The organism is Cellulosimicrobium sp. 4261, from assembly GCF_040546915.1.
Taxonomy (GTDB): Bacteria; Actinomycetota; Actinomycetes; order Actinomycetales; family Cellulomonadaceae; genus Cellulosimicrobium; species Cellulosimicrobium cinnabarinum.
Window position 1 is genome coordinate 97,246 of sequence record NZ_JBEPOQ010000010.1, and the last position, 14,166, is coordinate 111,411.

The following is a 14,166-nucleotide window of genomic DNA, read 5'->3' on the forward strand; positions in this document are numbered from 1 at the left end:
CGGCATGACGGACGTGCACGACGGCGGCACCCGGCCGGGCGGGGGGACGGACCCGGACGGGTCCGCCGCCGGGCCGGCCGTCGACTGGGACGCGCTGCGCACCGCGGCGCGCGAGATCATGACCCGCGCCTACGCGCCGTACTCGGGCTTCCCCGTGGGCGCGGCCGCGCTCGTGGACGACGGCCGCGTCGTCGTCGGCTGCAACGTGGAGAACGCGGCGTACGGCGTGACGCTGTGCGCGGAGTGCTCGCTCGTGAGCTCGCTCGTCGGCTCGGGCGGCGGACGCCTCGTGGCGTTCGCGTGCGTCGACCGGCACGGCGCTCCGCTCATGCCGTGCGGCCGGTGCCGCCAGCTCCTGTGGGAGCACGGGGGCCCCGACCTGCTGGTCGAGACGGTGCGTGGTATCAAGACGATGAGGGACGTGCTGCCCGACGCCTTCGGGCCCGAGGATCTGGAGGAGCGCTCGTGACCAGCGACGACGTGGCCACGCAGGACGGCATCGAGGACGACGGCGAGGACCGCGGCACCGAGGGGCCGGCCCCGGAGAGGTTCGACGCGGTCGACGTCATCCGGACCAAGCGCGACGGGGCGCGGCTCGCGCCCGAGCAGATCGACTGGGTGGTCGACGCCTACACGCGCGGCGTGGTGGCCGAGGAGCAGATGGCCGCCCTCGCGATGGCGATCTACCTCAACGGCATGGACCGCGCCGAGATCGGTCGCTGGACCCAGGCGATGATCGCGTCGGGCGAGCGCATGGACTTCTCCGGTCTGTCGCGCCCGACGGCGGACAAGCACTCGACCGGGGGAGTGGGCGACAAGATCACCCTGCCCCTCGCGCCGCTCGTCGCGGTGTACGGCGTCGCGGTGCCGCAGCTCTCCGGCCGCGGCCTGGGCCACACCGGCGGCACGCTCGACAAGCTCGAGGCCATCCCCGGGTGGCGCGCGGCGCTGACCAACGCGCAGATGATGAACGCGCTCGAGCACGTCGGCGCCGTGATCTGCCAGGCGGGCTCGGGCCTCGCGCCCGCCGACCGGCTCCTGTACGCGCTGCGCGACGTCACGGGGACGGTCGAGTCGATCCCGCTCATCGCGAGCTCGATCATGAGCAAGAAGATCGCGGAGGGCACGGGCGCGCTCGTGCTCGACGTCAAGGTCGGCTCCGGGGCCTTCATGAAGGAGATCGGCTCGGCGCGCGAGCTCGCGCGCACGATGGTCGACCTCGGGACCGACGCCGGCGTGCGCACGGTCGCGCTGCTCACCGACATGTCGACCCCGCTCGGTCTCACGGCGGGCAACGCGCTCGAGGTGCGCGAGTCCGTCGAGGTGATGAAGGGCGAGGGGCCGCAGGACGTCGTCGACCTCACGGTCGCGCTCGCGCTCGAGATGCTCGCGGGCGCAGGCCGCCCGCAGGACGAGGACGACGTGCGCCACGCCCTCCTGGGCGGGCGCGCGCTCGACAAGTGGCGCGAGATGATCGCGGAGCAGGGCGGCGACTCGCGCGCCCCGCTGCCCGTCGCACGCGAGCGCGAGCACGTCGTCGCCGACCGCGACGGGGTGCTCGAACGGCTCGACGCGTACGCCGTCGGGGTCGCGGCGTGGCGTCTCGGGGCGGGCCGGGCCCGCAAGGAGGACCCGGTGCAGGCGGGCGCGGGCGTCGAGCTCTTCGCGAAGCCCGGCGACACCGTCCGCAAGGGCCAGCACCTCATGACCCTGCACACCGACACCCCGGAGCGCTTCGAGCGCGCGGTGCAGGCCCTCGACGGCGCGTGGTCCGTCGCGGAGCCCGGCACCGTGGTCGAGCGCGGCTCGGTCGTCCTGGACCGCGTCGACTGAGCGTGACGGGCGACGAGCAGCCCTCGCCCGAGCCGGCCGACACGCGCCGGCCGCGGTCGGTGTACGGCGTGGGGACCGAGCCCGACGCGCGGTTCAGCCTCGCGAACGAGCGCACCGCGCTCGCGTGGGTGCGCACCGGGCTGGGCCTGGTCGCGGGCGGCGTCGCGCTGACGTCGTTCGCGACGTTCGCGGGCATGGTGGGCCTGCTCGACGTCGTGGCGGGCGTCGCGTGCCTCGCCGGCGCCGGGTTCGCGGGCTATGCGCTCGTGTCGTGGCGCCGCAACGAGCGGGCCCTGCGGCTGCGGTGGCGCCTCCCGGCGCCGAGCGGCCTGCCCGTGCTCGTCGTCGGCGTCGTCGTGCTGGCCCTGCTGCTCGCGGGCTACGCCGTCGGGGCGGCGACCGGAGGGTGAGCGTGCCGTCGCGGGAGCCCGGCGCCGCGGCGCCGCGGGACGAGGGCCTGCAGCCCGAGCGTACGGCGCTCGCGTGGCAGCGCACGGTGCTCGGCGTCGTGGTCGGTGCGCTCGTGCTCGCCGCCGCCGGGCTGCGGTCCGGTTCCGTGGTCACGGTGTGCGCGGCGGTCGCGGTCGCCGTGCTCGCGCTCGTCCCCGCCGTGCTGCGGCCCCCGACCGGCGGGCTCCCGCGCGACGGGCGGCTCCACTCGTGGTCGTTCCTCGTGCGCGTGGGCGGCCTCGTCGTGGTGCTCGCGCTGGTGGGGGCCGCGTGGGCGTTCGGCCGGGTCCTCGGCGGTGCCGCGTGAGGCGCGGGCTCGGGGCGCTGCGGGCGACCGACGTCGCGCGCCTCCTCCCCGCGCGCGTCCTCCCGCCGCCCCCGCCACCCGGCGCGCACGCGCCCGACGCCGCGACCTCCCGCGTCCTCGACCTCGCGCGTCGTGCGGGCCACCCGGAGCACCGCGTGGACGCGCTCGCCGCGACCCTCGACGCCCTGCGACCGGTGGACCGGCGGGCCGTCGTCGACCCGCTGCGCCGGCTCGACGGACCCGCCGCGGGTCCCGGTGTCCGGACGCTGGAGATCGCGGGCGCGCCCGCGCGCCAGACCGACGGGACGACGTGCGGCTCGGCCGTCCTGGGACTCCTCGCCGCGGCGGGCGACCCGGTGCTCGCGCTGTGGCTCGCCACCGGGCTGCGCCCGGGGGAGGCCGCGCACCACGAGCCGGCGGACGCGCGCACCCGCTCCGGTGTCGAGCGCTTCCGGAGGCTCCAGCAGGCGCTCAAGCGCCGGACGAACCGGCACGGGCTCGGACCGCTGCCGTGGCCCGCGGCGCTCGGGACGCCGCCCTGGGGCGCCGCCCGGGCCGCGCGGTACGCGGACGTGGCGTTCGTGGACCGGGTCGTCGCGGGGCCGGGCGCGCAGCGCGTCGGGAGGGCGGCGCTCGTGGCCGCGTCGCGCGGGGTGCCCGTGCCGCTCTTCACCGGTGGAGACGTCGCGCTCGGCCTCGCGACCGCGGTCCCGCGCCACGTCGTGCTCCTCACCGACGCCGACGAGGCGGCGGGGTGGTGCCGGGTCTACGAGCCGTCGTCGGGCACGCTGCACACCCTCCCGGCGGGGGCGCTCCTCGACGGCGCCCGGGTGCCCGCGACGCGTCGTGCGCTCGGAGGCTGGCCGCACGTGTGCTGGGCGCTCCTGCCGGGCGGCCGCGCTGGCGAGGGCGCGCGCCCGGCGGCAGGATGGGCGCAGCCGCCACGACCGTGGTGAGCACGCCGATCGTCGAGGAGGAGTCGCGATGAGCACCGTGCCCGGGAACGACGCATGGCGGGACGCCGGTCTGGACGAGCAGGGCGAGGAGGCCGTCAGCCTGGTGGAAGAGGTCGAGGACGACGACCCCGGGGTCGAGGACCCCGTGCACGAGGTCGACGAGTACCAGCCGCGCACCCCGCGCCCCGACCTGGAGGGCGAGGCCGCCGAGGCCGACGTCGTCGAGCAGGCGTCCGCGGTGCCCGGCAGCGACGACGACTACGCCTGACCGCCCGCACCACCCGAACCGACCCGGCCCGGCCGGTACCCTCGGCGCGAGGCCGAGCGTACCGGCCGGTACCGTGAGCGCATGACCACCGAGAACGCCCCGCTGACGGTCGACGTCATCCGCGCGCTGCCCAAGGTCGTGCTGCACGACCACCTCGACGGCGGGCTCCGCCCCGCCACCATCCTCGAGCTCGCCGCCGACGTGGGGCACCAGCTCCCCGCGGACGACGCCGAGGCGCTCGGCGCCTGGTTCGCGGAGTCCGCGGACTCCGGGTCGCTCGTGCGCTACCTCGAGACGTTCGACCACACGATCGCCGTCATGCAGACGCGTGACGCCCTCGCCCGCGTGGCCCGCGAGGCCGTGCTCGACCTCGCGCGCGACGGCGTCGTGTACGCCGAGCAGCGCTGGGCGCCCGAGCAGCACCTCCAGCGCGGCCTGACCCTCCAGGAGACGGTCGACGCCGTGCAGTCGGGCATCGAGCAGGGCGTCGCCGAGGTGGCTGCGGAGGGGCGGACCATCCGCGTCGGGCAGCTCGTCACCGCGATGCGGCACGCCGACCGCTGGTCGGAGATCGCGGAGCTCGCGGTCGCGAACCGCGGCAACGGTGTCGTCGGCTTCGACATCGCGGGCGCGGAGGACGGCTTCCCGCCCTCGCGCCACGTCGAGATCTGGCGCTACCTGGCCGAGCAGAACTTCCCCGTGACGATCCACGCGGGCGAGGCGGCGGGCCCGCAGTCGATCGCCGAGGCCGTCCACCTCGGTCAGGCGAGCCGCATCGGCCACGGCGTCCGCATCGTCGAGGACATCGCGTTCGACCCGGAGTTCCCGCACAGCGCCGAGGGCGAGCCCGGGACGGCTGCGCTCGGCCTCCTCGCGCACTGGGTGCGCGACCACCAGATCCCGCTCGAGCTGTGCCCGTCGTCGAACGTGCAGACCGGGGCGGCGACGTCGATCGCCGACCACCCGATCACGCGCCTCAAGGAGCTCGACTTCGCGGTCACGCTCAACACCGACAACCGGCTCATGTCGCGCACGACGATGACCCAGGAGATGGCGCTCCTCGTCGAGCACGCCGGCTGGACCATCGACGACCTCGCGGACGTCACGATGACCGCCGCGTGGAGCGCGTTCGTGCACCACGACGAGCGTCGTGCGCTCGTCGACGACGTGATCCTCCCCGGCTACCAGCAGATCGAAGGAGCGCAGCTGTGAGCGACGCGACCGGCACGCAGCCCCTGGACGCGGCGGGCCTGGCCCGCTTCGTCGACCACACGCTGCTCAAGCCCGAGGCCACCCCCGCGGACGTCGCGGCGCTCGTCGAGGAGGGCGTCCGCCTGGGCGTCTACTCCGTGTGCGTCTCCCCGTCGATGCTGCCCCTGGACCCGGCGACCACGCGCGAGCGCGGGCTGCTGGTCGCGACGGTGTGCGGCTTCCCGTCGGGCAAGCACCACAGCGACGTCAAGGCGTTCGAGGCGGCCCGCTCCGTCCGCGACGGCGCCGACGAGGTCGACATGGTGATCGACGTCGGCGCGGCCAAGGCCGGCGCGTGGGACGCGGTGCGCGACGACGTCGCGGCCGTCCGCGCCGCCGTCCCCGCCGACAGGGTCCTCAAGGTCATCATCGAGTCCGCCGCGCTCACGGACCACGAGATCGTCGAGGCGTGCCGCGCGTCCGAGGCGGCGGGCGCCGACTTCGTCAAGACCTCGACCGGGTTCCACCCGGCCGGCGGCGCGTCGACGCACGCCGTCTCGATCATGGCCGAGACCGTCGGCGGTCGCCTGGGCGTCAAGGCGTCGGGCGGCGTCCGCACGCTGGCCGACGCCCTCGCCATGATCGAGCACGGCGCCACGCGCCTCGGGCTGTCCGGCACCGCCGCCGTCCTCGCGGGGTTCGACGGCGCAGACGCGCCCTCCGCGGGGGACACGGGCTACTGACGCCGTGGCACGTCTCCTCGACCTGTTCCTGTCGGAGGCGGGACCGGCCACCCGCGCGCGGGTGGCCGCATGGTCCGTCTCGGGCGACGGCTGGACCGAGATCCCCGGGGACGTCGTGGACGTTGAGCTCTTCCGGGCGGAGCGCGTCGCCGTGATCAGCGGGGTCCTCCCTCCCGACGGCGAGGAGCGGGTCCCGCTGGACGCGTTGCTCGCTGCCGTCGCGGAGGTCTGACGAGCCGGGGTCCCCGGGCACCGGAACGTTCCGGCGACCGGGAACCCCGGCTCGTGGTGGCTCAGAGGCCGAGCGCGCGCGTCATGTCGGCCTTGACGCGGTCGAGGCGGTCACGGGCGAAGGCCCGTGCGGCGGTGAGGTCGTCCTGCGAGGCGTCCGGGGCGACCGGGACCACGACCTCCAGGTAGCACTTGACCTTCGGCTCGGTGCCGCTCGGGCGCACGATGACGCGCGTGCCGTCCGCGGTGAGGATCCGCACGCCGTCCGTCGGCGGGAGCCCGTCCAGGCCCGCGGAGAGGTCGGTGACGTCGGAGACGCCGGCCCCCGCGAGGGTGCGCGGGGGAGCGGCCCGCAGGTGCGTCATCGTCTCGCCGATGCGGTCCAGGTCCTCGAACCGGGCGGAGAGCTGGTCGCTCACGTGCAGGCCGTGGGCGCGCGCCAGGTCGTCGAGCGCGTCGACGACCGTGCGACCCTCGGCCTTGAGGCGGTTCGCGAGCTGCGCGACGAGCAGCGCCGCGCTGATGCCGTCCTTGTCCCGGACGTGGGCCGGGTCGACGCAGTAGCCGAGCGCCTCCTCGTAGCCGAACACGAGGCCGTCGACGCGCGAGATCCACTTGAACCCCGTGAGCGTCGTCGCGAAGCCGAGCCCGTGCGCGGCCGCGATCTTCCCCAGCAGTCGTGACGACACGATCGAGCAGGCGAGCACGCCCCCCGGGGCGCCCGACGCGGCGACACGGCGCGCGACGTCGTCGCCCAGGAGCGCGCCCACCTCGTCGCCGTGCAGCATGCGCCAGCCGTTCGACCGGGCCGTCTCCGCGCCCTGGTAGGTCCCGACGCGCGGGTCGAGCACCGCGACGGCGCACCGGTCGGCGTCGGGGTCGTTGGCGAGCACGACGTCGGCCGCCGTGTCCTGCGCGACGGCGAGCGCGAGGTCCATCGCGCCCGGCTCCTCGGGGTTGGGGAACGCGACGGACGGGAAGTCGGGGTTCGGGTCGAGCTGCTCCTCGACCGGCACGACCGTCGTGAAGCCCGCGTCGCGCAGGACGTGCGCGACCGTCTCGCCGCCCACGCCGTGCAGCGCCGTGGTGACGACCTTGAGGTCGCGCCGTGCGCCGTCGGACAGCGCGAGGACCGACCGCTCGTAGGCGACGACGACCTCGCGGTCCAGCACGGTCCACCCGGACGACGCGCGCGGGACGGACCGCGCCGGCCCGACGGCCGCGATCGCGGCGGCGATGTGCGCGTCGTACGGCGGGACGATCTGGGCGCCCTGGCCCGAGTCGGTGACGACGCGGCCGCCGAGGTAGACCTTGTACCCGTTGTCGGCGGGCGGGTTGTGGCTCGCGGTCACCATGACGCCCGCGTCGGCGCCGAGGTGGCGCACCGCGAAGGCGAGGACGGGCGTCGGCAGGGCCGACGGCAGCACGAGCACGTCGAGGCCCGCGGCCGTGAGCACGGCCGCGCTGTCCACCGCGAACGTGCGGGAGCGGTGCCGCGCGTCGAACCCGATAACGACGCGCGGGCGCGCCGCGCCGCCCGCGCCCGCCGGGCCGAGGGTGTCGAGCAGGTAGGCGCCCAGGCCCGCGGCCGCGCGGATCACGACCGCGCGGTTCATGCGGTGCGGCCCCGCCTCCATGCGCCCGCGCAGGCCCGCCGTGCCGAACTCGAGCGGGCCGGAGAACCGGTCCTGCAGGTCGGTGAGCGCCCGCACCCGCACGTCGTGCTTGCGCGGGTCGGGGGAGTCGACGAGCTCGAGCAGACGGCGGAGCTCGTCCTGGTCGCCCGCGTCGACGTCGTCGTCGATCCACGCCGTGACGCGCGCGAGGAACGCCGCGTGGTCGGTCCCCGGGTCGAAGGTCGGGTCGTCGGCCGGGTCGGCCCGGTGCCCCGCAGTGCGGTCCGTCATGTCACACCAGCTTCGCGATGTCGGCCAGGAGGGCGCTGATCCGGGGTCCCGCGGCCTGGCCGGCCTCGATGACCTCGGCGTGGGAGAGCGGCGTCGGGCTGATCCCGGCGGCGAGGTTCGTCACGAGCGAGACGCCGAGCACCTCCAGGCCGCAGTGCCGGGCCGCGATGGCCTCGAGCGTCGTGGACATGCCGACGAGGTCGGCGCCGAGGACCCCGGCCATCCGGACCTCGGCGGGCGTCTCGTAGTGCGGCCCGGGGAACTGGGCGTACACGCCCTCGGGGAGCGTCGGGTCGACACGGTGGGCGAGCTCGCGCAGGCGCGGCGAGTACACGTCGGTGAGGTCGACGAACGTCGGCCCCTCCAGCGGGCTGCGTGCCGTGAGGTTGATGTGGTCGGAGAGGAGGACGGGCGTGCCCGCGCCCCACTCCTGGTTGAGCCCGCCGCAGCCGTTCGTGAGGATGAGCGTCTCCGCGCCCGTCGCGGCGGCCGTGCGCACGCCGTGCACGACGGCGCGCACCCCCTTGCCCTCGTACAGGTGCGTGCGCGAGCCGAGCACGAGGGCGTGCCGCACGGAGCCGTCGGCGCGCTCGACCCGGATGGACCGCGTCACCGAGAGGTGACCCGCGACCGCCGGTGCGGAGAAGCCGGGGATCTCGTGCGTCGGGACCTCCGCGACGACCTCGCCGAGCAGCTCCGCGGCGCCGCCCCAGCCCGACCCGAGCACGAGGGCCATGTCGTGGCCGTCGACCCCGGTGGCCTGCGCGATGTGGTCGGCCGCGGCCCGGGCCACGAGGAAGGGGTCGGTCGCGGGATCGTCGAGCGGGGGTGTGCTCGGAGGCGTCGTCGTCATGGTCGCAAGGCTAGTCCGTCCCCGGGCGGGCGACCTGACGAGCACCGGCGTCCGACGCGGCGCGCCGGACCTGCCGCGACGTCTCGCATGCTGACACCGGGGGACGCGACGGCCTGACAGAATGTGCGGCGTGACGCACGTGAGCATGGACTCCTCGACCGCCCCCGACAGCACCCGCATCGTCGTCGTGGGGGGTGGGCCCGGCGGCTACGAGGCCGCCCTCGTCGCCCGTCGCCTCGGCGCCGACGTCACGGTCGTCGAGCGCCACGGGCTCGGCGGCGCGGCCGTCCTGACGGACGTCGTCCCCTCCAAGACGCTCATCGCCACCGCCGACTGGATGACCATCGCCGAGCGCGCGGCCGAGCTCGGCATCCGCCTCCCCGTCGACACCGCCAAGGCGCAGCACCCCGCGATGCGGCGGCACATCGTCGACCTCGAGGCCGTCAACACGCGCGTCATGGCGCTCGCGGCGGCGCAGTCCGCCGACATCCACGCGCGGCTGGAGCGCGAGGGCGTGCGTGTCGTCATCGGCGAGGGTCGGCTCGACGGCCCCGAGCGCGTCGTGGTCGACGCGCCCGACGGCACCGACGGCCCGCTCGTGCTCGACGCCGACGTCATCCTGCTCGCGCTCGGCGCGACGCCGCGTGTGCTGCCCACCGCGCAGCCCGACGGCGAGCGCATCCTCACGTGGACGCAGCTCTACAACCTCTCCGAGCTCCCGGAGCGGCTCATCGTCGTGGGGTCGGGCGTCACCGGCGCCGAGTTCGCGGGCGCGTACAACGCGCTGGGCTCCGACGTCGTGCTCGTGTCGAGCCGCGACCGCGTGCTCCCCGGCGAGGACGCCGACGCCGCCGAGCTGCTCGAGGGCGTGTTCCGCTCGCGCGGCATGACGGTCATGTCCCGCTCGCGCGCCGAGTCCGCCGAGCGCACCGAGGACGGCGTCCGCGTCACGCTCTCCGACGGCCGTGTCGTCGAGGGCTCGCACGTGCTCATCGCCGTCGGCGCGATCCCTTCCACGAGCGGCATCGGGCTCGAGGAGGCCGGGGTCCGGCTCACGCCCAGCGGGCACGTCGAGGTGGACAAGGTGTCGCGCACGTCGGTGCGCGGGATCTACGCCGCGGGCGACTGCACCGGCGTGCTGCCCCTCGCGTCCGTCGCGGCGATGCAGGGCCGCGTCGCCATGTCGCACGCGCTCGGCGACGCCGTCGTGCCCATCAAGCTGCGGACCGTCGCGGCGAACATCTTCACCGCGCCCGAGATCGCGACCGTCGGCTACAGCGAGGAGCAGCTCAAGGCGCAGAGCAGCAAGTACGTGACGACCGTGCTGCCGCTCGCCCGCAACCCGCGCGCCAAGATGCTCGGCATGCGCGACGGCTTCGTCAAGCTGTTCGCGCACCCCGAGGCCGGGGTCGTGCTGGGCGGCGTCGTCGTCGCCCCTCGCGCGAGCGAGCTCGTGTTCCCCATCACGCTCGCGGTCTCGCACCGCCTCACGGTCGACGACGTCGCGTCGGCCTTCACGGTCTACCCGTCGCTCAGCGGCTCGATCGCCGAGGTGGCACGCATGCTGCACCACCGGGAGGACTGAGCGCCTGTCGGCCGTCCCGACAGACGCGGGTTCAGGCCAGCGCGGCGGCCAGCCGGCGGGCGCTCGCGGCGACATCCTCCGTTCCCGTGACGAACGTGCGGTGCGCGAGGCTCCGCGTCCCCGGGTCGTCGAACCACTCGGCGAGGAAGTCGTGCCCCGCCGGTCGCCAGTCGGTGCCCTTGGTCGCGAGGGAACGGGCCCGCAGCACGCCGAGCGCGTGCTCGCGGTCGGTGCTCGGCAGCACGAGGACGACGTGCGGCACGGACGCGAGCGCGGCGCGGACCCGGGCGAGCTGCGCGGGGTCGGTGTACGACGCGTGGCCGGCGCCGAGCGCCAGGACCGTGCCGGGATGCTCCGCGACCGCGCGCTCGGCGGCGTGCGCGCGGGCGGGCTCCCACTCGCGCTCCGCCGCCACGCGGCCGACCACGCCGACGCGCTCGACGAGGCGGTCGACGCTCCACCCGACCTCGGGGTAGTACCGGTCGGCCACGGCGTCGAGGTCGACGAACGGCACCCCGAGCCGCTGCGCGACGAGCGCGCCGAGCGTCGACTTGCCGGTCGCCGCGGGCCCGAGCAGGACGAGGAGCGGAACCTCCGGCACGTCAGAGCCGTCCGTCGAGACGCAGGCTCCCGTCCGCCCAGGCGAGCTCGGTCAGCTGGAAGCCGGGGAACGTGTGCTCGAGCACGCCGCCCAGCAGCGCCTGCACGTCGACCGCGACGCGCGCCTCGGGCAGCACGCGCACGGCCTCGGGCGGCAGGCCGTGCGAGCGCAGCGCGCCCTGCAGCGGTGCCTCGACGAATCCGAGGAGCTTGTGGGCGGGCAGGCCGGCGGCGCTCGCCTCGACCGCGAGCACCGCGGTGCCCGCGACGACGGACTCCACGCGCAGCGTCGCGCGGACGACGGGGACGAGCCGCGCCGCGAGCCGGAGGGCCGACGGCGGGTCGGGCACCTCGCGCAGGTCGACGACGACCCGGACGTCGTCGCCCTCGCTCGCGACCGACCGCACGTACGGCGGCAGGCCGCCCGTCGCGCGGGCGATCTCGACGGCCTCGGTCACGGTCAGCTCGATGCGCACCCGTCGACCCTAACCCGCCTCCCCGTGCCCGGTCGGGGGGCACGGGGACCAGGACCTCAGGCCGGAGCGGGCCGGACGAGGTCTCAGTCCTGCGCGCGGAGGTCGGCGAGGAGGGGGCGGTGGTCGGACGTCGTGACGTCGAGGACCTCGACCGACCGGAACGTCACCGCGGGCGAGCCGAGGACCCAGTCGATGCGGTGCGCCGGGGCGACCGCGGGAGACGTGAGCGCCGCGGGGTCGCCCGCGACGTCCTGCCCGCTCTCGAGCCCCGCGTCCTCGAGCAGGACGATCTCGTCCCAGCCCGGCTCCGCGTTGAGGTCGCCCGCCAGGACGTACGCCTCCTCGACGGGCTCCGCGGCGAGGAGCGCGTCGAGCTGGTCGAGGCGCGTCGGGGTGTTCTCCTCCCGGTGCTGCACGTGCACGGACGTCACGCGCACCGGGACGCCCGCGGCGTCGACCGTCGCGGAGAGGGCCGAGCGTTCCTGGGGACCGGCGCCGTAGGGGAGGGCGTGGTGCACGACGTCGGTCAGGTCGCCCCGCAGCGGGTCCCAGAGGATCGCGTTGCCGAACTGGCGGTCGGCCGCGGGCGCGAAGACGACGCGCATGCCGGTCGCGCGCGCGAGGTACGTCGCCATGTCGGCCCCGCCGCCGAGCACCCAGCCGCGGGACACCTCCTGGAGCGTGACGACGTCGGCCCCGGACCCCGCGATCGTCGCCGCCATCTCGTCGAGCCGGACCGACGGGTCGGCGCTCACGCCGTAGTGCAGGTTCCAGTCCAGCAGCCGGAGGTCGCCCACGGGGTAGTCCGCGACGGCGGACGTCGTCGTCGGCACGTGGACCTGGGGGACGCCGACGAGCGCGAGGAGCGCGACCGCGCCCCCGAGGGTGAGCGCGAGCGGTCCGCGCTCCTGGCGGGAGGCCGGCTCGTCGGGGCTCGTCGGGGCGGGCCGGGCACGCCGCCCGGCGACCACGGCGGGGACCGCCACGGCGAGCGCGGCCGCGACGGGCAGCAGGACGTGGGGGAACGGCAGCGGTACGTCGTACTCGAGCTGGTAGCCCAGCAGCGGGACGGCGGCGCCGAGGCCCGCGGCGCTCGCGGCACCGGCGAGCCGGAGCCAGGTGAGCGGCAGCGCCGGGCGGGTCAGCGCGAGGGCGAGCATGCGCGCCGCGACGGGGACCAGTACGACGAGCAGGGCGAGCAGCGCCCAGCCCCACGCGCCCGGCCCGTCCACGCGGGGGACCGCGAGCAGGACGACGGCGACGCCGACCACGAGCACCGCGGGCGAGAGCCACCACGCACCGGGCCCGGACCGCGCGGCGCGCGGGACGGCCCACGCCGTGAGCAGCGCGGCGACGGCGAGACCGGCGACCGCGAACGGGAGCGCGACGCCCGTCTGCGCCGCCGCGAACGCCGGGTTGACCAGCACCTGCACGGCGAGCGCGACGAACGGGCCGAGCACCCACAGCCCGCGCGACCCCGGCAGGGCGTCGCGCCCGCGCAGCACCCACGCGCAGGCGAGCGCCGCCCCCGTGACGGCGACCGTCACGACCCACGCGCCGACGTCGGCCCGCCAGTAGGCGTCCCACGTGCCCAGGGTCGCGCTGAGCGCCGCCGCGAGGAGGGCGCCGAGCACGACGCCCAGGGCCACGAGGCGTCCCCGCGCGAGGCCGTCGGTCGCGCCCGCGCGGGCGCCGCTCGCGAACCCCGCCACGAGGACGAGCACGCCGATCCCGAGGGCGACCGTCGCGAGACCCACGCCGTACCGGACGAGCCCGAGGTCCGCGCCCGAGGCGATCGCCGCGCCGATCCCCTGGAGCACGAGCCGCGCCAGGACGAGCGCGGAGACGGCGAGCAGCACCACGCGGCCGGTGAGCTCGAGCCGCGCGGCGATCATCGCGACGAGCAGCCCCGGCGCCGCGTACGTCGCGAGGGCCGTCAGGGCCACGGTGACGACCCCCGCGGAGAACGCGTGGTCGAGCAGCGGGCCGCTCGACCGCACGAGCTCGACCACCGTCGCCGTGACGGTGACGACGAGGAGCAGCGTGGCGAGGTCGGCGCGGTCGCGCGGGACGGCAGGGGCCTGCGCGGGGTTCACGAGACGTGACGCTACCGTCCCGGGCGCGCGCGGCACTGGGCGGGCTCGGACGGGAGCCAGGCGCGTCCGGACGCCGGGGCCGGGCCCGGTCGTGCGCCCGGTGCCGCCGTCAGTCCTCGGGCGCGCCGTCGAGCAGGGCGCGCAGACCCGGCCAGGCGTCCCCGAAGGCCGGCAGGAGGGGCAGGCCCGCGACGTCGTCGACCGGGACCCAGCGGACCTCGATGCTCTCGGCGTCGGTCGCGCGCGGCTCGACCGACGCGCCGTCCGCGACCTCCGCGAGGACCGTCGTGTAGCGCCACGGGCCGTGGTCGAGCACGCGCTCGGCGACGACGCGCACGGCCGCGGGGTCGAGTCCCGCCTCCTCCTCCGCCTCCCGCAGAGCGCCCTGGGCCGGGGTCTCGTCCGGCCCGACGGCGCCCCCGGGCACGCCCCACGTGCCGCCCTGGTCCGACCACGGTGCGCGGTGCTGGAGCACGACGTCGGTCACGCGCCCGGCACCGTCGCGCCGCGCGAGCAGCAGCCCGGCCGCACCGAACAGCCCCCAGTGCCGGCGGCCGCACGCGCACTCGACCCAGCCGTCGCCGGGCTGGAGGTGGCGGGGGAGCCGGGCCGGCGGCTCGTCGGGGTCGCGGGGGGCGGTCGGGATCGTCACGAGCCCCATGCTGCCAGC

16 protein-coding genes are annotated in these 14,166 nt (G+C 76.3%); 10 read left to right on the forward strand and 6 right to left on the reverse strand.

The features are described 5' to 3' along the window. Positions 1–4: 4 nt before the first annotated feature. The 9 genes from ABIE39_RS13505 (at position 5) to ABIE39_RS13545 (ending at position 5,980) form a co-directional block, all read left to right on the forward strand. Positions 5–469: a cytidine deaminase gene (locus tag ABIE39_RS13505; protein WP_175008033.1), complete on the forward strand. Its 465-nt coding sequence runs from the start codon at positions 5–7 to the stop codon at positions 467–469. 29 nt (positions 470–498) lie between these two features. Beyond that, positions 499–1,833, forward strand: coding sequence for a thymidine phosphorylase (locus ABIE39_RS13510; protein WP_175008206.1), 1,335 nt, complete (start codon positions 499–501; stop codon positions 1,831–1,833). Positions 1,834–1,835: 2 nt separating this feature from the next. Further along, positions 1,836–2,243 carry a YidH family protein gene (locus ABIE39_RS13515; RefSeq protein ID WP_354052140.1) on the forward strand — a complete coding sequence of 136 codons (408 nt, stop codon included), beginning with the start codon at positions 1,836–1,838 and terminating at the stop codon, positions 2,241–2,243. Further along, complete coding sequence (locus tag ABIE39_RS13520) at positions 2,240–2,590, forward strand: DUF202 domain-containing protein (RefSeq protein ID WP_209827372.1); 351 nt, start codon at positions 2,240–2,242, stop codon at positions 2,588–2,590. The genes ABIE39_RS13515 and ABIE39_RS13520 overlap by 4 nt, the downstream gene beginning before the upstream one ends. Beyond that, positions 2,587–3,546 (forward strand): hypothetical protein, encoded by a 960-nt coding sequence (locus tag ABIE39_RS13525; protein WP_354052142.1) that lies wholly within the window; start codon positions 2,587–2,589, stop codon positions 3,544–3,546. The genes ABIE39_RS13520 and ABIE39_RS13525 overlap by 4 nt, the downstream gene beginning before the upstream one ends. A 28-nt stretch (positions 3,547–3,574) precedes the next feature. Beyond that, a complete protein-coding gene (locus ABIE39_RS13530) occupies positions 3,575–3,814 on the forward strand; it encodes a hypothetical protein (protein WP_074809280.1) in 240 nt (79 codons plus the stop codon). Positions 3,815–3,895: 81 nt separating this feature from the next. Then, positions 3,896–5,026 (forward strand): adenosine deaminase, encoded by a 1,131-nt coding sequence (locus tag ABIE39_RS13535; RefSeq protein ID WP_354052144.1) that lies wholly within the window; start codon positions 3,896–3,898, stop codon positions 5,024–5,026. Continuing rightward, positions 5,023–5,748, forward strand: a complete 726-nt coding sequence (gene deoC, locus ABIE39_RS13540) for a deoxyribose-phosphate aldolase (protein WP_194522314.1) — start codon at positions 5,023–5,025, stop codon at positions 5,746–5,748. Before ABIE39_RS13535 ends, deoC begins: the two co-directional genes overlap by 4 nt. A gap of 4 nt (positions 5,749–5,752) precedes the next feature. Beyond that, positions 5,753–5,980: a hypothetical protein gene (locus tag ABIE39_RS13545; protein ID WP_354052145.1), complete on the forward strand. Its 228-nt coding sequence runs from the start codon at positions 5,753–5,755 to the stop codon at positions 5,978–5,980. A 61-nt stretch (positions 5,981–6,041) separates the two neighbouring features. Here ABIE39_RS13545 and ABIE39_RS13550 read toward each other — a convergent pair whose 3' ends face one another. Together ABIE39_RS13550 and ABIE39_RS13555 are read right to left on the reverse strand one after the other, a co-directional pair. Further along, positions 6,042–7,886 carry a phospho-sugar mutase gene (locus ABIE39_RS13550; protein ID WP_354052147.1) on the reverse strand — a complete coding sequence of 615 codons (1,845 nt, stop codon included), beginning with the start codon at positions 7,884–7,886 and terminating at the stop codon, positions 6,042–6,044. Between the two features lies 1 nt (position 7,887). Further along, positions 7,888–8,739, reverse strand: a complete 852-nt coding sequence (locus ABIE39_RS13555) for a purine-nucleoside phosphorylase (RefSeq protein WP_194216541.1) — start codon at positions 8,737–8,739, stop codon at positions 7,888–7,890. Positions 8,740–8,860: 121 nt separating this feature from the next. Between ABIE39_RS13555 and ABIE39_RS13560 the strand changes: the two genes are divergently transcribed. After that, complete coding sequence (locus ABIE39_RS13560) at positions 8,861–10,324, forward strand: NAD(P)H-quinone dehydrogenase (protein ID WP_409334159.1); 1,464 nt, start codon at positions 8,861–8,863, stop codon at positions 10,322–10,324. A 31-nt stretch (positions 10,325–10,355) separates the two neighbouring features. On the opposite strand, the gene ABIE39_RS13565 is transcribed toward ABIE39_RS13560, so the two are convergent. The 4 genes from ABIE39_RS13565 to ABIE39_RS13580 form a co-directional block, all read right to left on the reverse strand. Continuing rightward, on the reverse strand, positions 10,356–10,925 hold the full coding sequence (locus ABIE39_RS13565; protein WP_209827383.1) for a shikimate kinase: 570 nt from the start codon (positions 10,923–10,925) through the stop codon (positions 10,356–10,358). A 1-nt stretch (position 10,926) separates the two neighbouring features. Further along, positions 10,927–11,400 (reverse strand): hypothetical protein, encoded by a 474-nt coding sequence (locus tag ABIE39_RS13570; protein WP_061267660.1) that lies wholly within the window; start codon positions 11,398–11,400, stop codon positions 10,927–10,929. A gap of 83 nt (positions 11,401–11,483) precedes the next feature. Continuing rightward, positions 11,484–13,496, reverse strand: a complete 2,013-nt coding sequence (locus ABIE39_RS13575) for an endonuclease/exonuclease/phosphatase family protein (protein ID WP_175008041.1) — start codon at positions 13,494–13,496, stop codon at positions 11,484–11,486. Positions 13,497–13,605: 109 nt separating this feature from the next. After that, positions 13,606–14,142, reverse strand: coding sequence for an NUDIX hydrolase (locus ABIE39_RS13580; RefSeq protein WP_255437051.1), 537 nt, complete (start codon positions 14,140–14,142; stop codon positions 13,606–13,608). Positions 14,143–14,166 lie beyond the last annotated feature (24 nt).